Raw genomic sequence first — 22,463 nt, 5'->3', positions numbered from 1 at the left:
ATCTTTAATTTTTTATTCCTTGTACTACTGCATTTTCTGTTTTCTCCATCAATTCTGGGAATGAAAAATCTTTTATTGCTATAGGTTCGTGAATGGTGAATTGTAATTTGTTACCTAATCCCATTGGAAATTGTCCGTAACGAACCATTTTCCATGAGTTGCTTATTGAAATCGGAACAACATAAGCTGAAGGGGCATATTTGCATAAAATCTTCAAGCCGTTTTCCGAAAAACGTTTTGGAACACCCGTTTTGCTTCTTGTTCCTTCCGGGAAAATTACGGCAGAACGATGGTGTTTTTCTATATAGTCTCCCAAACTTTTAATAACCGGTAAGGCCTGTTTTGGGTCTTTTCTGTCAATTAAAACGGAACCGCCATGGCGTAAATTGTAGGATACACTTGGAATTCCTTTTCCTAATTCTTTCTTACTTACAAATTTAGGGTGAAATCTTCGTAAATACCAGATAATTCCAACAATATCATACAAACTCTGGTGGTTGGCTACAAATATGATTGGAGCATCTTTAGGAATTAAATCTATATTTTTTACCTTATACGTTGTGCCTAGTATGTTGGTGCATTTTGTGAGGCAAAAATTCAAATAATCGACACTTTTTTTGTGGGCTTGATATCCGAATAAATTAAAGCAAATCCATTGAATCGGATGAAATACCAACAAGCACATTCCGAATGCCAAGTAGTAAACGATAGATAGGGGATATGAAATAATTTTTTGCATTGTTAAAAAATAATGGCAAATATAAGGGTATAAAATAAAAAAACCACCAGAAAATCAGTGGTTTTATAGTATGCAAGCATAGTAAACACTAGCAAAATTCGTTGTAAGCATCTTTCAGATTTTCTGCAATTAATTCTGCAGGTCTTCCTTCAATATGATGACGTTCTAGCATGTGAACCAACTCTCCATTTTTGAATAAAGCCATACTTGGTGATGAAGGAGGGAATGGAAACATGTGTTGACGAGCAGCGTCTACGGCTTCTTTGTCTACACCGGCAAAAACAGTAATCAAATTGTCTGGTTTTTTACCACCGTCTAAGCTCATTTTTGCACCTGGGCGTGCATTTCTTGCAGCACAACCACAAACTGAGTTCACTACCACCAATGTGGTTCCTTCTTTAGCTAAAGCCGTTTCTACAGCTTCTGCACTATATAATTCTTGAAAACCTGCTTCTGATAATTCAGCACGCATTGGTTTTACCATTTCTTCTGGATACATAATTATTATTTCTAAATTGTTGTGTTGCAAATTTACAAAGTAAAATCGGAATTTCTGTTAGAATGATGTTAATGAAAATGAACAGCGTCTTTAAGTATTCCAATTAGGGTTTTTGCATCGGTAAATTCGGCAATTTGTAACACAATGGTGTTGGAGTTGTTTAAGATGGTAAAAGTAGGATAGGTTAAACTACCATCTATGGTGCCAATTTCTTCTGCCAATTCGTTAACGCCTAAATTATTTCCTTTGGGTTTAAATTTGAATGTTTTGTTTTTAAAGGTAATGGGCGTTTTTTGTTCGGCATCTAAAGAAACAAAATAGAAATTTTCGTTTAATAGTTGTACTACTTCCTGATTTTTAAAGGTAGTGTTTTCCATCATTTTGCAGTATTTACACCACGAGGTATGGACAAATACAAAAATAGGTTTCGGGTTTTGCGTTTCTAGTTTTTCAGCTTCCGTAAAGGTATAGGTTTTCAGTTGCGCTATTCCGTTGAATGTGCAAAAGAAAAACAATACGATTAACAGCTTTTTGATCATTATTTTAAAGTATAACGAATTCCTAAAAAACTCCGGATTCCTTGATTTGGTCCGTACACATAACCCGGGTCAAATGTTAATGCGTATGGGTTGTTTGGTGTAGCCATAACGCTGCTATCGGGATTATATTGTACATTCTCGTCAAAAGGATCATTTGCTCGAGCAATGATAAAAGGATTTCCTTTGTTTGGAGTCCAATTTAATAAATTTTTTATTCCTGCATAAAATTCGAAGCCTTTTAGTTTGTTGCAAGTAAATTGAATATTCTGAATGCTCCAAACAGGCGAATAATTTTTCCTAGGGTCTAAAGCACCTAAAACAGGAAGTCGCATTGGCCCGTAGACGTTACCGGTATAATCGATATCCAAAAACCATTTTTTTATGCGGTAGGATACTGCCCAGGTGCCTGTAAATTTTTCAGTCAGTAGTTGTCGGGTTGTTCTGTTATTTTCGGTTTTGGTAACATCCATATATGTAGCGCCCACAATTATTTTTAATCCGTTTTGAAACACTGCATCCAAATTCATACTAACTCCTTGGGTAATCGAATGGCCATCTAAATTTTTATAGATGATTTTATTAGGGTCGGTATCATAATCCGGAATAATTGAATTGGTAAAATACGTGTGCCAAATGGTCGTTTCAATTCCAATGAGATTTCCATTCTTCGTATATAATTTTTTTAAGAAATTCAGATTTGCGTTGTAAGAACGCTCCGGTTGCAAGTCTTCTAAAACTTCAACTTTTCGAGAACCGGTTAACGCGGCATGTTCTTCGGTAAACAAATTAACAACCCTAAAACCTGTTCCCGCATTAAATCGAAAAATGGTATTATCATTTATCTTCCATTTGTGTGCTAAACGAGGCGTAAAAATATTTCCATGTCGGTTGTTGTAATCATACCGCAAACCGATTAGTAAATTGTGTTTTTTGGAGATATGCAATTCGTCTTGAACAAATAAACTGGTAATCGAACTTTTGTCTGCGGTAGTTGTAGCAGGGGTATTGTCGTTATAAAATTGATAGCGAACCGCAGTGCCTATTAGAATGTCGTGAGTTCTAATTTTTTTATCTAAGGTAAGTTGCGAAAAGCCAATTTTTTGTTGCGCTAAATAAGGAATAGCGCCATAAACAGAATTCTGATCGTGATCGGTATAGGAAAAAGTAAATAGCATTTTTTCTGAAACGGGAAGTTCATACGAACCTAACAATTCATAGCGTTTGGTGTAAATACTTTCGCCATATACTTCATTTCCACCTCTGTATTTTTTCTCCCATTGCATTTCACCACCCCAACGATCTTCATAAAAAAAACGGCCAGCCATGGAAAAAAGTTTATTGGATTTTCGATTCAAATTCCATTTTTGAAAAATTGAAATCCGGTCTTGAAGGGTAACATCGGTAAAATTATCATGATTGTTGTCAATTGGATTACCATATTTGAAGTAATTAACTCCGGTTAATACCGATGCTGTTGTACCAAGATTTCCTTTAAATCCTAAATCAGCATTGGTTTCCCCCCAACTATTTGAAAATACATCGACGGCAACTAACGGAGCATTTTTTGGATTTTTAGTAATGATGTTTATAAGGCCACCTACGGCTTCACTCCCATATAATGATGATGCAGGTCCTTTAACAACTTCAATGCGCTCCAATAACGAATTGGGTATGCCGGAGAGCCCGTAAACAGTCGATAATCCACTAACAATAGGCATTCCGTCAATTAAAACTAGCGTATAAGGACCTTCAAGACCGTTAATATGAATGTCGCCTGTATTGCAAACATTACAATTTAATTGTGGACGCACACCATTAACGTTTTGCAAAGCTTCAAAAATATTGGCTGTTGGGTTTTTTTTAAAGAAAGAAGGTTTATACACTTCAACGGGAACAGGGCTTTCTAAGCGATTTACCGGCTTTAAGGTGCCGGTTATAACGACTTCGTCTAGCGTGTTGTTGGATTTTAAATCGAAATCGAGTTCTAATGCGGTGGAATCGGTTACTGTAATTTTTTTAAAACTTGTTTTTAAACCCGTAAATGAAACCTTTAATTCATAGTTACCACTTGGAATTTTTTCCAATCGATATTGTCCAATACTATCGGTAACGGTGGTTATTTGGGTTTTAGTTAGAATAACGGTGGCATATTCTAGCGGATAGCCATTGGAAGTTACCACGCCACTAATGGAACTTTGTGAAAAAGCCGATAATGTAAAAATGAATACAAACAGAAAAATTAGTTTTTTCACAATAATATTTTAGATTATAATTAAATAAAAATTTAGACAAATCTAAAAAATTATTTTCAATCAAAAAAAATTGTATTTTTGGTAAGGAAAAAATTTGAAATGACATATTCAGAAGAAAATTATCTTAAGGCAATCTATCATCTTTCTCTGTCTCAAAAGCAAGGAGTAAGTACAAATGCTATTGCAGCATTAATTGAGAGTAAAGCATCGTCGGTAACAGACATGGTTAAAAAATTAGCCGATAAAAACTTAGTAGTTTATCAGAAGTATCAGGGTGTGGTTTTAACTGAAAATGGATTGCTTGCTGCGAAAATGATTGTTAGAAAACATAGGCTTTGGGAAGTTTTTTTAGTAGATAAGCTCGATTTTTCTTGGGATGAAGTGCATGATGTGGCCGAAGAACTAGAGCACATTAAATCGGAAAAACTGATTAACAAATTGGATGCATTTTTAGGTTTTCCAACCGAAGACCCACATGGCGATCCAATTCCGGACAAGAACGGTAATATTGTTAAAATTGAAAAACAATTACTTTCTGAATTGGATATTTTACAAACCGGTATATGTGTTGGGGTTAAAGATTCATCGGCTACGTTTCTACAATATTTAGACAAACAACAAATCGCATTAGGTTCGGTAATAAAAGTTTTGGCTAAAGAAAGTTTCGATATGTCATTAACAATCGAAGTAAATGGGAAGGCCATACTTATTTCAAACAAAATTGCGGTTAATTTATACGTTAAACGTCAGGCATAATCATGACAACAAAAAACACAAATTCCTTAGAGGAGGTTCACGAATCGGTAAACATTGTCCAGAACACATCGGTTTGGAAACGCATCTTGGCTTTTTTTGGTCCAGCCTATATGGTTAGCGTTGGTTATATGGATCCGGGCAATTGGGCAACCGATTTAGCCGGAGGAAGTCAATTTGGCTATACGTTAATTTGGGTGCTTTTAATGTCGAACATTATGGCGTTGTTGTTGCAGAGTTTAAGCGCACGACTCGGAATTGTTCGTCAAAGGGATTTAGCCCAAGCTTCACGAGATACGTATTCGAGACCGGTGAATTTTGTGTTGTATTTTTTAGCAGAAATTGCCATTGCCGCTTGTGATTTGGCTGAGGTTTTAGGAATGGCTATTGGTTTACAATTGCTTTTCGATATTCCGTTATTATGGGGTGTAAGCATAACCATGTTGGATACTTTTTTATTGTTGTTTTTATTGAATAAAGGCATCAAAAAAATGGAAGCCTTTATTATTGCATTAATTGCTATTATTGGTGTTTCTTTTTTAATAGAAATGTTTTTGGCCCAACCAGAAATGACACAAATTGCAGGAGGATTAATTCCATCAATACCAAATAGTACAGCCTTATATATTGCTATTGGAATTATTGGTGCTACCGTAATGCCGCATAATTTGTATCTGCATTCGTCGTTGGTTCAAACCCGTAAATTCGACCGCTCCTTGAAGGGTATTAAGCAGGCAATTCGGTATAACTTTTTCGATTCGTTAATTGCACTTAATCTCGCATTTTTTGTGAATGCTGCAATATTGATTTTAGCCGCTGCAACATTTTATAAAAACGGTATGTTCGAAGTGGCCGAAATTCAAGATGCACATCATTTATTGACACCTTTATTAGGTACGAAATGGGCTTCTATATTATTCGCTTTGGCTTTGTTGGCTGCGGGTCAGAGTTCTACAATTACTGGAACCTTAGCGGGTCAAATTGTAATGGAAGGGTATTTGAATTTACGTATTCAGCCTTGGGTCCGACGTATTATTACCCGTTTAATTGCTATTGTTCCAGCGTTTTTGGCTATTGTTTATTTTGGAGAACAAGCCACGGGTAAACTATTAATATTGAGTCAGGTTATTTTAAGTTTGCAACTTGGTTTTGCCGTAATACCGTTGATCCATTTTGTGAGCGATAATACTAAAATGAAAGGATTTGCTATTGGGACTTATACTAAAATAGCGTCGTGGGTAGTAGCTTTAATTATTGTCTCTCTTAATGCCCGATTGGTTTATGATGAAATTGAAGGTTGGATTGCTACTTCCAATCATCCAATTTATATATGGTTGTTTGTAGTGCCATTAGCCGTAGCTTCGGCTTTATTGTTGTTGTATATTGTAATAAAACCGCTGCTTGATAAAACTATTGTAAACCCAACATTGGTTCCACACATTAAAGAAATAATAGTTAAAGAGTCTGAAAAGCCAATCGTATATAAAGAGATTGCCATAGCGTTAGATTTCTCCAAAACCGATCAAAAAAGTATAGAAAGTGCCTTGCAATTAGGAGGAAAAGAAGCCAATTACACTTTAATTCATGTGGTAGAATCGGTAGGAGCAATGGTTTATGGATCAGAAATTCAGGATTTTGAAACGTCCAGTGATGCTAATTATTTAAAAGATTATCAAGCATTATTAGAAAGTAAAGGGTATCTTGTAAGCATTAAATTAGACTTTGGTAGTCCGAAAAAGAGTATTGCGAAAATTGTAAATTCTGGAAATTTCGACATTCTGATTTTAGGAGCTCATGGGCACAATTGGTTTAAAGATTTATTGTTTGGTACAACTGTTGATGCAGTTCGTCATAGTATAAGTATTCCGTTGTTAATCGTTAAAAATTAAGTGATGAAAAAAGGATTTGTTTTATTTTGTTTTTCTTTCTTGTTGTTCAGTTGCGCTTCTTCTTCAACCAATAAGAATGAAATTGATCAAAAACTCGATGCCAAATCAAGTAAAGAAATTGTTTTGGTTAGAGTTGTTAGCGATTCGCGTTGTCCGGAAGGCACTCAATGTGTTTGGGCTGGCGAAGTAACCATTGAAGTTGCTGCTTATGAAAATAAAACATTGATAGAACAAACCGAATTTACGTTAAATGCAAAATCTGCGGAAACAGTAAAAGAGTGGTTTACAAAACATCTTCCTAAAAATGAAGACAAACTGAAAGGTATTGAGGTTTTTCCGTATCCTAAAGACGGACAAGTATTGGAGCCCGAAAATTATAAATTGGTGCTAAAATATTAATGGCAACCGCAATCGCCATTATTGCCGCAGTTTTTGTTTTTTTTCTTTTTTCCAAAGAATTTTTTCCAGAGAAATACAATGGCAATTGCCAGTAGTATATAGGCGAATATTTCTTGAAAAGGCAGCATTATTTTAAAATCTGATATACTATTAAACAAACCGTATAGGCCAAACCACTCATAAAGGTAAGCTGAATTATCGGCCATTTCCATGAATTGGTTTCTTTTTTGGTAATGGCTAATGTTGAAATACACTGCATGGCAAAAGCATAAAACAACAATAGGGAAATACCGGTTGCAAAATTGAAGACTTTTTCTCCAGTTACCGGATGCACTTCTGCGGCCATTTTGTGTTTAATGGTCGTTTCTTCTTCAGCATGACTTCCAACACTATATATTGTGGCTAATGTTCCAACAAAAACTTCACGTGCTGCGAACGAACTCACTACTGCAATTCCAATTTTCCAGTCGTAACCCAAAGGTTTAATAACGGGTTCAATGCTTTTTCCAATTATTCCGATATACGAGTTTTCCAATTTATAAGAGGCAACTAAATCTTCTTTTTCTCCAGAAATGGAATGATTTTGTATTTGAGTATCTACAATTTGTTCGGCTTTGTGAAAGGTATCATTAGGACCGTGTGAACCTAAAAACCATAAAATTATTGATAGTGCTAAAATTATTTTTCCGGCACCAAAAACAAACGATTTGGTCTTTTCTATTACATTAATGGCTACGTTTTTAAACATAGGCACTTTGTAACTCGGCATTTCAACCACGAAGTACGAACGTGACTGTATTTTTAAAATTTTATTTAAAATATAAGCCGAAAATATAGCCATACCGAAACCAAGCATGTATAAAAACATCAGGGTCAATCCTTGCAGATTAAATAGTCCTGCTATTCTTCGGTTAGGGATAATTAGTGAAATTAAAATGGCATAAACAGGCAAACGTGCCGAACAGGTAGTAAAAGGAGTAACAAGTATGGTAATTAGTCGTTCTTTCCAGTTTTCAATATTTCGGGCAGCCATAATTGCGGGTATAGCACAGGCGGTTCCAGAAATTAAAGGAACCACACTTTTACCACTTAATCCAAAGCGACGCATGATTTTATCCATTAAGAACACAACACGACTCATGTAGCCACTTTCTTCTAGTACCGAAATAAATAAAAATAAAAAGGCAATTTGCGGAATAAAAATAACAATACCCCCTAGACCCGGAATGATACCTTCAGCAACAAGATCGGTTAAAATCCCTGGAGGCAAATGCAATTTGGCATACGAGCTTAAGGATGCAAAACTACTGTCAATAAACTCCATAGGTATGCTAGACCAATCAAAAATCGATTGAAAAATCAATAATAAAATTCCGAAGAAAATCAAGTACCCAAATATTTTATGGGTTAAAACGCGATCCAGTTTTGCTCGAATATCGGTTGCTTTCTCTTTATCTACTTTGTATCCAACTTTTAAGGTATCATTGATAAACTGATAGCGCTTAATGGTTTCTTTTTGTTGTAGTTTTTTGAGTTCGACTTTGGGTTTGGCAAACGAATTTTCTTCAACTTTTTTCCGATGTAGGTTTGCAAAGTTTACATCTTGCGTGATAACCAACCATAATTTGTATAAAAGCTGATTTGGGAAAGCCCGTCTTAAATTATTGAAATATTCAGGATCAATACTTGAGGCATTTAAGCAAGGTTCGGTTGGTAGTTCTTTATAATTAATAATGAGTTTTTTCAACTCGGTAATCCCAGTTTTTTTTCGGGAACTTACTAAGGCAATTTTCGTTTTTAATTGTTTTTCCAAAAAGGGAATGTCTAGCGTAATTCCTTTCGCATCCATTCGGTCGCTCATGTTGATAACCAAAATAGTAGGAATTTCTAAATCTTTAATCTGGGTAAATAATAGTAGGTTTCGTTTTAAATTTTCAACTTCCGAAACCACAACAGCAACATCTGGAAACTCTTTGTCGTTTTTATTCATTAACAGTTCAATGACCACACTTTCATCCATGGAACTGGCATTTAAACTGTAGGTTCCGGGTAAATCAAGAATGGTGGCTCTCGTGTATTCTGATAATTTGGCAAAGCCTATTTTTTTTTCAACGGTAATGCCGGGATAGTTTCCAACCTGTTGATTTAATCCGGTTAACTCGTTAAAAACAGAAGTCTTTCCAACGTTTGGATTTCCAATTAAAGCTACTTTTATCGTATTGTGTGTCATAAATTAAATAGTACTTATGATTTCAATACGAATCTCTTTTGCTGTTTCCAATCGAATGGCAACATGGCTATCGTTAACATTAATATATAACGGATCACCAAAGGGAGCTGTTTGAAGCAGTTCCACTTCGTTGCCGGGCAAACATCCCATTTCCAGAAGCTTTAACGGAATCTCATCTACGTTAAAATCTTGAATGATTGCTTTTTGTCCGCGTTGTAATTGAGCTAATGTAAGAGCCAAACTTTATTTAGATTGAATTTAGATTACAAAAATAGCGATTAATCCTTTGTAAAAGATGATAAAAATCAATTTTACAGCATTTTTAAGAGAATTTTATTTTTGACTTTCCATTAAAAACAGAATGTCTTCTAATAACCTCTCGACATCTTCTTTTTTGGTTCCATCGTAAAAACCACGCACTCTGCGTTGTGGATCTACCAAAACAAAATTTTCAGTATGAACCATATCATATAATTCATAAGGGCTACCTGTTTTTACAGCTAAATACGATTTTCTAGCGAGATAATAAATTTCTTTTTTGTCACCAGTAACCAAGTTCCATTTGCGGTCTAACACGCCTTTTTCAATAGCATATTTTTTTAGAACAGGAACGCTATCAATATCTGGTGTAACCGAATGAGAAAGCAGCATTACGTTGGGGTAATCTTTTATTTGCTCTTGAAGCCAACTCATATTGTTTGTCATTTTAGGACAAATGCTTTGGCAGCTGGTGAAGAAAAAATCGGCCACATAAATTTTTCCTTCATAGTCTTTTTGTGTGATGATTTTTCCGTTTTGATTAACAAAGGAAAAGTCGGCAATTTTATGTTGGTTTTTATTAGCTATGTGCTGAATGGTAGAGTCAACCAACTCTGGGTTTACCATGGAAGGGGTATAAATGGGAAGTGTTTTTTTAGGTTTTAAAGCCGAATAAAACAAAGCAATAATAATCACCGAAAGTATGCCTAAAACAATAAAAAAAGGAATATATTTTTTAAAAAAAGCGCGCATAATTTTTTTTGCAAAGGTACAATGTGTACACTAGAAACTGCAAACCTATTTTGAGGCAATATGTTAAAATTGATTGAATCAAAGCTAGAATTTATAAATTTGGCTTCAACGGTGTAACAAATACGATTTGATAAATACTTATTTGAACATCAACGGGTTAATAATAAAGTATCACCCCAAACAAAAAACGAAAATAATAATTATGAAGAAAAATGCTGTAGTTGCAGGTTCGTTGGCTGTTTTTTCATTGTTTTCTTTGGAAACAACAGCGCAAGAAAAACCTAAAAACCCCGGAATCGACTTGAACTTGATGGATAAATCGGTTCGTCCTGGCGACGATTTTTTCCGTTATGTAAATGGAACATGGTTTGATAAAACTGATATTCCTGCCGATAAAACTCGCTGGGGAAGTTTTGATGAATTGCGTCAGAACACTGATAGAGATGCGCTTGCTATTTTGAAAGAGGCAGCCGCTAATAAAAATCTTGATCCAAAATCTGATCAAGCGAAAGCAGTTAGTGTATATAAAACGTATATGGATACAATTTCGAGAAACAAACTCGGAATTACGCCATTAAAACCGTATTTGGCTAAAATTAATGCGATTAAAACCATTGCCGATGTAAATAAATTACTTATCGAAATGGAACCTCAAGGCGGTTTAGGTTTTTATGGAGTTGGTATTGGTGCCGATGCTAAAAACAGTAATCGCAACGTAGTATATTTAGGTTTAGGAAGCTTAGGTTTGCCAGATAGAGATTACTATGTTTCTGATGATAAAGATTCAAAAGAGAAGCGTGAAAAATATGTATTGCACGTTGCTCGTATGCTTCAGTTCTTAGGTATTAAACCAGCTGATGCTAAAATTCAGGCTGAAAAGGTTTTGGCTTTAGAAACCGAAATGGCACGCCCAAGATTAGACCGCGTTGAACGTCGCGATCGTAGAAAAACATACAATCCAATGACAATTGCCGATTTGCAAAAACTAACGCCATCAGTTAATTGGAATGGTTTTATGGAAGGTGTAGGTATTGGAAAAATCGATTCGCTTATTGTTTCGCAACCTAAATATATGACAGCTTTGGAAGAAATTTTCAAAGCCAATAAAGTTGACGATTGGAAAGCATACATGCGTTGGACGTTAATCAACAAATCAACAGGTGTACTAACAACCGATATTGAAACTGCAAACTGGGAGTTTTACAGTAAAACATTAACAGGTGCTTTAAAACAACGTCCGCGTGAAGAGCGTGCGCTTCAAGTAGTAAATGGTACTGTAGGTGAAGCTTTAGGAAAATTATATGTTGAGAAAAAATTCCCTGCTGAAGCGAAAGCGAAAGCGAAGGAAATGATCGAAAACGTATTTTTGGCTTTTGAAAACAGAATCAATAACTTACCATGGATGACTCCAGCTACACGTTTAGGAGCTATCGAAAAATTACGAAAATCGACTGTGAAAATTGGTTATCCTGATAAATGGAAAGACTATTCGAAGTTGGTAATCAAATCGAAAGAACAAGGTGGGTCATATTATGAGAACATGAAAAATGTTTCTCGTTGGGGCTTTGAAGAAAATATTGCCGACTTAAAGAAACCGGTTGATAAAACACGTTGGGGTATGTCGCCACAAACGGTTAACGCATATTACAACCCTTCGTATAACGAGATTGTGTTCCCAGCGGCTATTTTACAACCACCATTTTATGATTATAAAGCAGATGATGCTGTTAACTATGGCGGAATTGGAGCCGTAATCGGACATGAAATTTCTCATGGGTTTGATGATTCTGGAGCTCGTTACAATGCCGATGGAAATTTAATTAACTGGTGGACCGATGACGATTTAAAACAATTTACAGGTTTAGGTGGTGCTCTTGCGGCTCAGTATAGTGCATTAGAACCATTACCAGGCACTTTTGTTGATGGTAAATTTACATTAGGAGAAAACATTGGTGACTTAGGGGGTGTTAATGCTGCTTATGATGGTTTACAATTGGCCTTGAAGAAAAAAGGTAATCCAGGTGCTATTGATGGTTATACTCCAGAACAACGTTTCTTCATTTCTTGGGCTACAATTTGGCGTTCGAAAATGAGAGATGAGGCTATTAAAAATCAGGTAAAAACCGATCCGCATTCTCCAGGAATGTATAGAGCTTTTGTTCCTTTGCAAAATGTAGAAGCTTTTTATCAGGCTTTTGATATTAAGGAAGGACAAAAATTATATGTTAAACCGGAAAACCGAGTGAAAATTTGGTAAAAGAAAAGGTTTAGAATTATTAAAATCCCAAGTTTATGCTTGGGATTTTTTATTTCTTACGGATGGATTTATTAACCAGATACAATCCAAAAATGGTTATAGAACCTCCAATTCCAATCATAATGGTTAATGGTTCGTTAAAGATGGCAGCTCCCAATACAACAGCCACTATTGGGTTGATGTAAGCATAAATACTGCTAATTTCGGCAGGAAGATTTTGTAAGGCATAAATGAAAGCAATAAAGGTTAACACCGAACCGAAAATAACCAAATAGGCAATAGGCCACCACGATGCTGCAGGTATTTCTGTAATACTAATCGATGTTCCGGTAGCACCTGTAACCGCAAATAGTATGATACTCGAGATTAGCATTTGTAAGCCTAAGCTAAAATAGGGATTAAAACTTGCTGCTTTCTTTTTGGTGTACAAGCTCCCAAAAGCCCATGTTAGTGTAGCAATTAAGGATACTATAATGCCAAATTGAAAATCAGGCTTTAAAAAATCAGCTAAGTAGTCATAAAATATTAAGCAGACCCCACTAAAGCTGATAACAAGACCAAATATTGCCAAGCGAGCCATTTTCTCACCTTTACACAAGCTGATTATAACAATCCATAACGGAAAAACTGCACCAATTATGGCGCCTAATCCGCTTGAAATGTATTTTACACCCCACGTACTTAATCCGTTACTCAATGCAAAATTTAAAAGACTTAGAATAAATATTGATTTCCATTGTTTACTTTTTGGCCAGGGTTCTTTTTTATACAAAAAGTAGGAGATATAAATTACAGCTCCTAAAAACTGTCGAATTGCAGCCAACTGTAAAGCAGGCATGTGTTTAACCCCTTCTTTACTTGCTATCCAGGTAGTGCCCCAAAAAAAACTTATCCAAATAAGAGCAAGTATTGGTAATCCAATAGATTGTACTTTGCTTTTGGTAGCATGATGGATTTTTTTGATCACGTTTATAAATCGGTTTTACAAAACGAATACTTTAAGAGCTGTTCAACTTTTTCAGAAGAAATAATTTTCCCTACTGAAGGGTTACCCTGTGCAAAGTTAGGTAAAGCCAAATTCATTTCTTTTGCTTTTTTTTGATAATACGTTTCCCGGCTAGGATGATAAGGGGTTACGGCGTTAAATGTTTCGCCCCAAATTTCTGTTTCAATAATTTTATGAATAACCCCGATGCAGTCCTCTTGATGGATTAAGTTAATTGGAGCGTCTGGATTTTCAAGATTTTCTCTACCTGCTAAATGTCTAACAGGTTGTCTGTCGGTACCAATTAATCCGCCAAATCGAACCACAGTGGTTTTAAAGTTCGGGTTATTCTGAAGCAATTTTTCAACTTCCAAAAGCTGTTTACCACTTTCCGTATTTGGAACAGTAAAATCATCTTCGGTTATCTTTTTGAATGAAAAATTATCAGCATATACAGAAGTTGAACTAATGAAAATTATTTTTTTTACAGACGATTTTTCCAAATACGGTATTAATAAAGTCATTTTAGTGACAAAGCTTTCAGAAGATACATTTCTTACTTTTGGAGGAATGTTGATAATTAAAACATCTGATGCGTTTAAAAATGCTTCAACGTCACCAGTTATCCCATTTTCAGTCATACAAATTTGGAAACCATGTATCCCTGCAGCTTTCAAATGATCTACTTTTTCTATAGTGGTTGTAGTTCCTTTAACGGTGTAGCCTTTTGAAACACAACTCTGGGCCAACGGGAAACCAAGCCAACCACAACCTAGAATAGCTATAGTTTGAGGTTTAATCATTCTCAGCTTTATTTGGCACTCTTACTTTAATATGCCCCCAGTTTTCTCCCGATTTAATGCGGTATAACTGCATTTCACTTACGCCAAATTGTTTGGCCAAAATTTTCATGCGTGTTTTTCGATTGGGATCTAACAACATCTTTTTTAATCGGATTACAGTTGTTTCGGTTAACTTTCTACCGTCCGATTTAATGTTGTGAGAAATAGTTTTTTTCCTTCCAAGGGCAACATGAGGACTTTTTTTGTAATGCTCCATTTTTTCAGCATAGTTTACCCATTTCAAGTTACTTGCCTTGTCGTTGTTTCGTGTAAAATCCAAATGAATTACATATTCTTGATCCTCAGATGTTTTCGGAACAAATAGCTGGGCTACGAGTTTGTACAACATATGAAAATGAACGGTTTTCTTTCCTTCAAACGAATTTTGCATTCTAAGGATTCTGTATCCATCAGCTAAACCGCCTTTAAGAATTTTACCATCTTTTATTTCATTTGTAAAACTAGCCAAACGGCCATGGTTGGAAATAGCATAGCGCATTTTTCTATTCCCTCCAACCTCAAATTCTTTAAATTCTTCATTGGGGTAAAAACGTACCATATTCTCTGCATTTTTAGTTAGTTGTCTTTTTTACTATAACTAATCCGTCATCTTCCAGCAGCATATAACTCTGATCGTACAATACAAAACACACTTTTCCATTATCAGCAATGCTTGTAGAAGTATAATAATTGAAGAAAAACCCTTTATCCAATAAATTAGTCCGTGTGGTTTTGGATTCCCCTTCTGGATTAAGTTCGACCAAAATACGATAATTTTTTCGAAGTTTATTATTTACGTTACGCATTAGACTTGTTTTGTCCTTGTTTAAGCGATTGTTGTAAGAGTTTCTGCACCCATCGCTACAAAATTTTTTATCTTCCCGACCAAAAATTTTCTCATCACATTCAAAACACTGCTTCATCTTACTATTCGTTAAAGCTACCCTTGTAAATTAGAGCTTGTTGGATATGAGCTAGATGATGTTGGCAATGCCAGCTGTATAGGCCGAGTACTTCTTTTATAGAGAAGAATCGTTGGTGCTGAGGGTGGAAATACATTTTGTTCCAATCTTCTGAGGATAAATGTTTAATTAAGTAAGCCCAACGACCGTGCACACCTTCCAGTATATGTAAAGAATTATCAAGATCATCACAAATTCCATCGGGAAGTTCTGCCCAAAGTTGTTCTTCGTAAGGCGTAATTGTGGGATTGTTTTCTGTTAAGGCAAGTTTTATTCGAATCAGCGCATTCATGTGACTATCAGCTAAATGATGCACCACTTGTTTTACAGTCCAACCTTTAGGACGATATTTCCAGTTTTGCTGTTCTGTTGAGGGCGGTTTCAAATTTCTAGCGCAACGCTAGAGTATCACAAATATATCTTTTTTTAGATTACATAATTTCTAAAATCATAGAATCAAAAACTTCTTTTGGAGTTTGATAGTCGAGTACCTTTCTGGGTCTTTCGTTGAGTTCATTTTGAACTTGTTTGAGGCGTTTTTTTGTTACGGTTGATAAATCTGTTCCTTTTGGGAAATAGTCTCTTAAAAGGCCGTTTGTGTTTTCATTGGTAGGTCTTTCCCATGGGCTGTATGGATGAGTGAAATATACCTGTACTTTGGTGTTTTTGGTAAATAATTTATGTTGTGCCATTTCGGTTCCGTTGTCGTAAGTAAGCGATTTTTTCATTAGAGTAGGGAGTTGCTTAAATTCCTTTTCAAAAGCTTTTCTAACGGATTTAGCGTCTCTTGATTTTAGGTGTACCAATATGACCGCTCTGGTTGATCTTTCCACTAAAGTTCCTATTGCGGATTCTCTGTTTTTACCTAAAATTAAGTCTCCTTCCCAATGTCCAGGAATCTCTCTTCCGATTACTTCCTCCGGGCGTTCATCGATTCTTATAGGGTCTTTAATGGTTGTTCTTTTATCTGTTCCTCTTCGGGTATTTCCTCTGTATTTTCTTTTTTGTCTTAACTCGGAAATGAGCGTGCTTTTGAGTTCTTTTTTAGAATGTAGATAGATGTAAAGATAGATCGTTTCGTGGCTTACCTGCATGTTTTTGTTGTTAGGAAATAAACGTTTTAAACTTACAGAAATTTGATCAGGTGACCAAAACTTAGCCAGTTTGTCATGAATGTAATTTTGAAGTTCTGGGTTTAGTTTTATTTTACTTTTCCCATATTTTCTATTAATGCATCGGTCATAAGAATTCATGTTTGCTTCCCAAGACTGATAAGTTTTTTTCTGGTACTTTTTGATTTCTCTGTAGATGGAAGTCTTATGTCTTCCAAGCCTTAAAGCAATGGCAGGGCAGGAGAGGTTTAAAGCTAATAGTTTTTCAATTTCAATACGCTCTTTGAGAGTTAATCGGCTGTACTTTTTCATAATTAACGAACTTATAAATTTCTTTAAAAAGTTGCGTTAGATTATTGAACCGGCGGAGGTTTGATTTATAACCTTGCGTAACCTTGTAGGGAAGTGTTCAATGGTTTTTGCCCAATCTATTAGATGTTTTTCTGTAATTTCAACGGGAAGTGAGAAAGGGCCAATTGGGAAGCGTAATTTTTCGATGTCTAATTGGTGTGTCATGGCATATAATTTTATCAAAAATAGGAAAATTCTTAAAAATAACAATGTCAAATGAGTGTAAACGACATTAAATGATTCATAACCGATTAAATTTAAGCAATTTTCAATCTTTGCAGCGTTAAAATTCTTTTTATAACTTATAATTTTTATACGCCATGAGAAACAGAGTACAATTAATCGGGAATGTAGGCCAAGAACCTGAAATAAAAACAATTTCGGGAGATCGAAAATTAGCCAATTTCACCATTGCTACCAACGAATTTTATTACAACGAAAAAGGAGATAAGGTTGAACAAACCGAGTGGCATCGCGTTTCCGCTTGGGGTAAAACAGCAGAAATTATCGAAAAATTTGTTGTTAAAGGAAAAGAAATTGCTGTTGAAGGCAAATTAACACACCGAAGTTATGATGACAAAGAAGGAAACAAACGTTATCTAACAGAGGTTTTAGCTACGGAGGTTTTGTTATTGAAATAAGATTGAATTGAGCATTAAGATTCGGTTTCGGTTAGTGGGTGTTAACCGGAACCTTGTCTTAATTTATGCATTCATTTCGTTTTGAAATATTTCGAGAAATTGTCCAACATGATACCCATCCATTAAGCCGTGATGTACATGCACAGACATGGGCATTATTTTTTTAGAACCTTCCTCAGTCATTTTTCCAAATGAAATTTTCGGACAACTATCTGGGAAAGAAAAACTTCTAGAGTGGGTTATTCCCGTAAAGTTTATCCAAGGAATAGCAGAAAAATGAATAATATTTATATCATATTCGCGGGTAAGAAGTCCGGTAGTATTCTGAATTCTTTCAATCTCTTCTTTAGCATTAGCAACAAAAATGGCTAAATCTTTATTGAATTCAATTTGGGAAAATCCAAAAGTTTTATCTTCTCGCATTATGGTTGCGGAGACATTAATCGTATCAAAAATAAAAATCTCGTCATCGATAATTCGGTAGCGAAAATTTTCAATAGAATTTACAGCAACCAAGGTTTTGTATAGATAATAGATGAAAAAAGGAATCTTTAATTCTTTTGCTTTTTGAAAGGCTATAGTACAATCTACAGACAAGGAAATGCCAAAAAAGGGCTCTTCAAATTTTTTGAAAAACTCAAAATGTTCTTTGCGGTTCCAAGTTTGTAAATCTAATTTTTGCATTTTATAGAATGGTTAAAACATCCGAAATTTGTTTAAGTGCAACAAAATTAGGATGGTTTACTTCAAAGTCAATTTTTTCATATTCCCAAGTTGTATGATAAGGAATATGAATAGCATATCCATTAATATTCAACACGGGCAGTACATCCGATTTTAATGAGTTTCCAATCATTAAGAAATCTTCAGGAGTAGTATCCAATCGAAGTAACATTTTTTGATAATCCAGTTCGGTTTTGTCGCTCATTACTTCAATATGATGGAAAAAAGGTCCTAATCCGGAATCGTGCAGTTTTCGGTGCTGATCTTTTAAGTCGCCTTTGGTAGCTACAATTAGTTTATAACGACCTTTTAAGGTTTCCAAAACAGTTTCTACTTCGGGTAAAAGTTCTACTGGTTTTTGTAATAAGTCTTTTCCAATGGCAATTATTTTTTCAATTCCATTTCCGGAAATAGAGTACTTAGTAAGCTGTAAAGCGGTTTCTATCATGGATAGTGTGAAAGCTTTAATTCCAAAACCATATAATGGTAAATTTTTCACCTGATGACTTAAAATTAACCCTAAGATTTCTTGTTTGGAGGCAAAATCTTGGAACAATTCACAAAATCGCTCTTGCGCCTCATCAAAATAAGGTTCGTTGTGCCATAAGGTGTCGTCTGCATCAAATGCGATTACTTTTGCTTTCATTTGTATATAACGTTTGGATGTAAATCCAACCTTTGTTTAATTACCCAATCATTGCACCATTAATAACGCCTTCAGTATCTGGGTTGACAAAAACCAATTTGCCTTCCGCAGTATTGCTTAATAAAAGCATACCTTCACTTTCTACGCCACGTAAAGCTCTTGGGGCTAAGTTTACCAATACGGTAACACGTTTTCCAATCACTTCTTCTGGTGTGAAATGTTCTGCAATTCCCGAAACAATAGTACGAACATCGATTCCGGTGTCTACTTTTAATACTAAAAGTTTATTGGCTTTTGGCATTTTTTCAGCTTCAATGATGGTGCCAACACGCAAATCTATTTTAGCGAAATCTTCAAAGGTGATAATCTCCTTTTGAGGTTCCGCTTTTGCATTTTCGGCTTTGTTGGCTACTTTAGTTGCTTCCAATTTGTCAATTTGTTTTTGAATTTCATCGTCTTCGATTTTTGCAAATAGTAATTCAGCTTCTCCAATTTGGTGTCCGGCAGGAATTAAATCCGATTTGCTACTAATATCGTTCCAATCGAAACTATTATTTAGTTTTAAAATATTTTTCAGTTTACTAGCAGTGAATGGTAAAAACGGTTCTGCTAAAACGCTAAGCGCCGCAGCAATTTGCAAGGCAACATACATTTGCGTTTGAACGCGGCCTGGATTTTCTTTCACAATTTTCCAAGGTTCTTCATCCGCTAAATATTTATTACCTAAACGCGCTACATTCATTAACTCACCTAACGCTTCTCGGAAGCGGAATCGTTCTACAGAAGAGGCGATTACAGCTGGATAAGCTTTTAACTCCGTTAATGTTTGTTCGTCAATCTCGCTTAGTTCATTCGGTTGTGGTATAACACCGTTGTAGTATTTGTTGGTTAAAACTACTACGCGGTTGATGAAGTTTCCAAATATCGCAACTAATTCATTGTTGTTACGAGCCTGGAAATCTTTCCAAGTGAAATCATTATCTTTTGTTTCTGGAGCATTTGCAGTTAAAGCATAGCGTAATACGTCTTGTTTTTCAGGAAAATCGATTAAGTATTCGTGCAACCAAACCGCCCAATTTTTAGATGTAGATAATTTGTTGCCTTCTAAGTTCAAAAATTCGTTAGCAGGAACATTGTCCGGTAAAATGTAAGAACCTTCAGCTTTTAACATGGCTGGAAAAATCACACAATGGAAAACAATATTATCTTTTCCAATGAAATGTACCAGTTTGGTATCTTCCGATTTCCAGTACGGCTCCCAGTCTTTTCCTTCACGGGCTGCCCATTCTTTGGTAGATGAGATATACCCAATTGGAGCATCAAACCATACATATAATTTTTTGCCTTCGGCTCCTTCAACGGGAACATCAATACCCCAGTCTAAATCACGAGTCACAGCTCTTGGGCGCAATCCGTCTTCCAACCACGATTTTACTTGACCATATACATTGGGTTTCCAGTCGTTTTTATGACCTTCCAAAATCCATTCGCGTAAAAAAGTATCGTATTGATCTAGAGGTAAAAACCAATGCTTAGTTGATTTTAAAATGGGTTTAGTTCCTGTTATAGTCGATTTTGGATTAATTAAATCGGTTGCATTTAATGACGAACCACATTTTTCACATTGATCACCGTATGCCTCTTCATTACCACATTTTGGGCAAGTTCCCGTAACAAAACGATCGGCTAAAAATTGATCGGCTTTTTCGTCATACAATTGTTCGGTAACTTCTTCAATGAATTTGCCATCCTCATATAATTTTCTGAAAAAATCTGAAGCAGTTTTATGGTGAATCTCAGCTGAAGTTCTGGAATAGTTGTCAAAAGAAATTCCGAAATCTTCAAACGATTTACGAATTATTCCATCATATTTATCAATGACTTCTTGTGGAGTAATACCTTCTTTTTTAGCTTTCATAGAAATAGCTACTCCGTGTTCGTCACTTCCACAAATGAAAGCAACATCTTTTCCTTGTAAACGAAGAAAACGCGCATAAATATCGGATGGCACATAAACACCAGCCAAATGGCCAATATGAATGGGTCCGTTTGTGTAAGGTAATGCAGCGGTAATAGTATATCGTTTCGGATTTTGTATCATAAATAAAGTATATCGTCAATTAAAGTGCAAAAATAAGGCATTACTGTGAATATTAAGAATAAGCCATTAATTTTATTTATTTCAATTAGGATTTTTCTTAAATTTGTTAAGATGACTTCTAATCTGAACCCATGAAAATTGTAAAGCTATTTTTGGAATTCGTATTTTTGAAGTCAATTTTATTTTTGATAATTCTGTTACATACAACTCCTTTTTATTCTCAAAAAAGCATGAAGATTCCACCTTATTTAAAGAAAGGCGATAAAGTTGCCTTGGTTTGTACCGCCCGAAAATTTTTTCCTGAAGATGCAAAACCGGCTATTGAATTGTTAAAATCATGGGGTTTGGAAGTTCAATTAGGGAAAACAATTGGTTTGGATAGCTGCCAATTAGGGGGTACCGATGCAGAACGTGCAGCAGATTTGCAAGAGATGTTGGACGATGATGAGATTAAAGCTATTTGGTGTGCAAGAGGAGGCTATGGTACGGTTCGAATTATAGATCGTTTGGATTTTTCAAAATTTAAAAAACATCCAAAATGGATTATGGGTTTTAGTGATGTTACCGTTTTGCACAGCCATTTGAATACTTTAGGAGTTGCCAGCATTCATTCTATTATGCCATTCACTGTTCCGAACGCACCAGAAGAGGTTAAGGAAACATTGCGAAAGGCTCTTTTTGGTGAAAAAATTAGATATGAAGTACCTGCAAAAGGATACGAAATAAAAGGAAAATCGAAAGGGCGTTTGGTTGGAGGAAATTTATCCATTCTCTATAGTTTGCTGGGTTCACCTTCTTCAATAAATACTAAGGATAAAATATTATTTATAGAAGATTTAGATGAATACCTTTATCATATCGACAGGATGATGCAAAACCTAAAGCGCAATGGGTATTTTTCTAATATAAAAGGTTTGATTGTTGGCAGTATGACCGATATGCACGACAATGAAATTCCATTCGGACAAAATGAAGTAGGAATCATTACTGAAATTGCTAAAGCATATAATTTTCCGGTTTGTTTTTATTTCCCTGCAGGACATCAAAAAGACAATAGAACGTTGGTGTTAGGTAAAGAAGTAGAGTTTGAAGTTAATGCGGATTCTATCATCCTAGAGTTTCTGGACTAATGGCTGAACATAACGATTTAGGAAAATTAGGCGAAGAAGAAGCCGTTTCTTTTCTGATAAAAGAAGGGTATAAGATTTTGGAAAGAAACTGGGTGTTTCAAAAAGCGGAAATCGATATTATTGCTGCTAAAGAAAATGTATTGGCTGTTATTGAAGTTAAAACACGATCAACAGCAGATTTTGGCGACCCACAAAATTTTGTAAATTCTAAAAAAATTAATTTAGTGGTAAAGGCTGCTAATGAATATGTTAGTAGGCTGAGTGATGAATTTCAGGTTCGATTTGACATAATAACGTTACTTAAAGACGCAACCAATTTGAAAATTGAGCATCTAGAAGATGCATATTACTATTTTTAACATTGTTATAACTTTAACAAATTGTTTTTAATTGTAAATTGCA

General features: G+C 35.3%; 24 protein-coding genes. 7 read left to right on the top strand and 17 right to left on the bottom strand.

Translation table 11 applies throughout. From position 1 onward, the window contains the following. Positions 1-4: 4 nt before the first annotated feature. From ACZ1JT_RS05230 to ACZ1JT_RS05215, 4 genes are all read right to left on the bottom strand, one after another. Complete coding sequence (locus tag ACZ1JT_RS05230; protein ID WP_465095105.1) at positions 5-739, bottom strand: lysophospholipid acyltransferase family protein; 735 nt, start codon at positions 737-739, stop codon at positions 5-7. Between the two features lie 88 nt (positions 740-827). Continuing rightward, entirely contained in the window at positions 828-1,238 is a 411-nt protein-coding gene (locus tag ACZ1JT_RS05225; RefSeq protein WP_465095104.1) for a BrxA/BrxB family bacilliredoxin, read from the bottom strand. 68 nt (positions 1,239-1,306) lie between these two features. Continuing rightward, a complete protein-coding gene (locus tag ACZ1JT_RS05220; protein WP_465095103.1) occupies positions 1,307-1,777 on the bottom strand; it encodes a thioredoxin family protein in 471 nt (156 codons plus the stop codon). Further along, positions 1,777-4,029 (bottom strand): TonB-dependent receptor, encoded by a 2,253-nt coding sequence (locus ACZ1JT_RS05215; protein ID WP_465095102.1) that lies wholly within the window; start codon positions 4,027-4,029, stop codon positions 1,777-1,779. Before ACZ1JT_RS05215 ends, ACZ1JT_RS05220 begins: the two co-directional genes overlap by 1 nt. A 99-nt stretch (positions 4,030-4,128) precedes the next feature. Between ACZ1JT_RS05215 and ACZ1JT_RS05210 the strand changes: the two genes are divergently transcribed. From ACZ1JT_RS05210 to ACZ1JT_RS05200, 3 genes are read left to right on the top strand one after another with little or no spacing between them, the layout of a single operon-like run. After that, the gene (locus ACZ1JT_RS05210) at positions 4,129-4,785 is read left to right on the top strand and encodes a metal-dependent transcriptional regulator (RefSeq protein ID WP_465095101.1); all 657 of its coding nucleotides are present in this window, start codon (positions 4,129-4,131) and stop codon (positions 4,783-4,785) included. A 2-nt stretch (positions 4,786-4,787) separates the two neighbouring features. Then, the gene (locus ACZ1JT_RS05205; protein ID WP_465095100.1) at positions 4,788-6,671 is read left to right on the top strand and encodes an Nramp family divalent metal transporter; all 1,884 of its coding nucleotides are present in this window, start codon (positions 4,788-4,790) and stop codon (positions 6,669-6,671) included. Between the two features lie 3 nt (positions 6,672-6,674). Next, the gene (locus ACZ1JT_RS05200; RefSeq protein ID WP_465095099.1) at positions 6,675-7,070 is read left to right on the top strand and encodes a hypothetical protein; all 396 of its coding nucleotides are present in this window, start codon (positions 6,675-6,677) and stop codon (positions 7,068-7,070) included. A gap of 127 nt (positions 7,071-7,197) precedes the next feature. On the opposite strand, the gene feoB is transcribed toward ACZ1JT_RS05200, so the two are convergent. The 3 genes from feoB to ACZ1JT_RS05185 all read right to left on the bottom strand — a co-directional run bounded on the left by feoB (position 7,198) and on the right by ACZ1JT_RS05185 (position 10,311). Further along, positions 7,198-9,300, bottom strand: coding sequence for a ferrous iron transport protein B (gene feoB / locus ACZ1JT_RS05195; protein ID WP_465095098.1), 2,103 nt, complete (start codon positions 9,298-9,300; stop codon positions 7,198-7,200). A gap of 3 nt (positions 9,301-9,303) precedes the next feature. Then, positions 9,304-9,540, bottom strand: a complete 237-nt coding sequence (locus ACZ1JT_RS05190; RefSeq protein WP_465095097.1) for a FeoA family protein — start codon at positions 9,538-9,540, stop codon at positions 9,304-9,306. A gap of 93 nt (positions 9,541-9,633) precedes the next feature. Then, on the bottom strand, positions 9,634-10,311 hold the full coding sequence (locus tag ACZ1JT_RS05185) for an SCO family protein (protein WP_465095096.1): 678 nt from the start codon (positions 10,309-10,311) through the stop codon (positions 9,634-9,636). Positions 10,312-10,513: 202 nt separating this feature from the next. On the opposite strand from ACZ1JT_RS05185, the gene ACZ1JT_RS05180 reads away from it, so the two are divergent. Beyond that, positions 10,514-12,568, top strand: a complete 2,055-nt coding sequence (locus tag ACZ1JT_RS05180; protein WP_465095095.1) for a M13 family metallopeptidase — start codon at positions 10,514-10,516, stop codon at positions 12,566-12,568. 49 nt (positions 12,569-12,617) lie between these two features. Here the strand turns inward: ACZ1JT_RS05180 and ACZ1JT_RS05175 are convergent, their stop codons facing one another. The 7 genes from ACZ1JT_RS05175 to ACZ1JT_RS05145 are packed head-to-tail and all read right to left on the bottom strand — an operon-like array spanning position 12,618 to position 16,985. Continuing rightward, positions 12,618-13,535 (bottom strand): DMT family transporter, encoded by a 918-nt coding sequence (locus ACZ1JT_RS05175; protein ID WP_465095094.1) that lies wholly within the window; start codon positions 13,533-13,535, stop codon positions 12,618-12,620. 2 nt (positions 13,536-13,537) lie between these two features. Next, positions 13,538-14,356 (bottom strand): SDR family oxidoreductase, encoded by an 819-nt coding sequence (locus ACZ1JT_RS05170; RefSeq protein WP_465095093.1) that lies wholly within the window; start codon positions 14,354-14,356, stop codon positions 13,538-13,540. After that, the gene (locus ACZ1JT_RS05165) at positions 14,349-14,954 is read right to left on the bottom strand and encodes an NUMOD4 domain-containing protein (protein ID WP_465095092.1); all 606 of its coding nucleotides are present in this window, start codon (positions 14,952-14,954) and stop codon (positions 14,349-14,351) included. Before ACZ1JT_RS05165 ends, ACZ1JT_RS05170 begins: the two co-directional genes overlap by 8 nt. Positions 14,955-14,967: 13 nt before the next feature. Continuing rightward, positions 14,968-15,318 (bottom strand): hypothetical protein, encoded by a 351-nt coding sequence (locus tag ACZ1JT_RS05160; RefSeq protein ID WP_465095091.1) that lies wholly within the window; start codon positions 15,316-15,318, stop codon positions 14,968-14,970. 4 nt (positions 15,319-15,322) lie between these two features. After that, positions 15,323-15,742 (bottom strand): YfiT family bacillithiol transferase, encoded by a 420-nt coding sequence (locus ACZ1JT_RS05155; protein WP_465095090.1) that lies wholly within the window; start codon positions 15,740-15,742, stop codon positions 15,323-15,325. Positions 15,743-15,788: 46 nt separating this feature from the next. Next, positions 15,789-16,781, bottom strand: coding sequence for an IS30 family transposase (locus tag ACZ1JT_RS05150; protein ID WP_465093876.1), 993 nt, complete (start codon positions 16,779-16,781; stop codon positions 15,789-15,791). Positions 16,782-16,817: 36 nt separating this feature from the next. Further along, complete coding sequence (locus tag ACZ1JT_RS05145) at positions 16,818-16,985, bottom strand: hypothetical protein (RefSeq protein ID WP_465095089.1); 168 nt, start codon at positions 16,983-16,985, stop codon at positions 16,818-16,820. Between the two features lie 155 nt (positions 16,986-17,140). Here ACZ1JT_RS05145 and ACZ1JT_RS05140 point away from each other — a divergent pair, with 155 nt between their 5' ends. Beyond that, positions 17,141-17,461, top strand: coding sequence for a single-stranded DNA-binding protein (locus tag ACZ1JT_RS05140; protein ID WP_465095088.1), 321 nt, complete (start codon positions 17,141-17,143; stop codon positions 17,459-17,461). A 63-nt stretch (positions 17,462-17,524) separates the two neighbouring features. Here ACZ1JT_RS05140 and ACZ1JT_RS05135 read toward each other — a convergent pair whose 3' ends face one another. From ACZ1JT_RS05135 to metG, 3 genes are read right to left on the bottom strand one after another with little or no spacing between them, the layout of a single operon-like run. Next, entirely contained in the window at positions 17,525-18,145 is a 621-nt protein-coding gene (locus ACZ1JT_RS05135) for a CatA-like O-acetyltransferase (protein ID WP_465095087.1), read from the bottom strand. Position 18,146: 1 nt separating this feature from the next. Continuing rightward, positions 18,147-18,830: an HAD family hydrolase gene (locus ACZ1JT_RS05130; RefSeq protein ID WP_465095086.1), complete on the bottom strand. Its 684-nt coding sequence runs from the start codon at positions 18,828-18,830 to the stop codon at positions 18,147-18,149. 40 nt (positions 18,831-18,870) lie between these two features. Then, positions 18,871-20,931 carry a methionine--tRNA ligase gene (metG, locus tag ACZ1JT_RS05125; RefSeq protein WP_465095085.1) on the bottom strand — a complete coding sequence of 687 codons (2,061 nt, stop codon included), beginning with the start codon at positions 20,929-20,931 and terminating at the stop codon, positions 18,871-18,873. Between the two features lie 230 nt (positions 20,932-21,161). On the opposite strand from metG, the gene ACZ1JT_RS05120 reads away from it, so the two are divergent. Both ACZ1JT_RS05120 and ACZ1JT_RS05115 read left to right on the top strand, forming a co-directional pair. After that, positions 21,162-22,061: a S66 peptidase family protein gene (locus ACZ1JT_RS05120; protein ID WP_465095084.1), complete on the top strand. Its 900-nt coding sequence runs from the start codon at positions 21,162-21,164 to the stop codon at positions 22,059-22,061. Further along, positions 22,061-22,420, top strand: a complete 360-nt coding sequence (locus tag ACZ1JT_RS05115; protein WP_465095083.1) for a YraN family protein — start codon at positions 22,061-22,063, stop codon at positions 22,418-22,420. Before ACZ1JT_RS05120 ends, ACZ1JT_RS05115 begins: the two co-directional genes overlap by 1 nt. The last annotated feature ends 43 nt before the right edge of the window (positions 22,421-22,463 follow it).

The organism is Flavobacterium sp. IC2-16, assembly GCF_055521455.1.
This window is presented reverse-complemented; position numbering and strand designations above follow the sequence as displayed.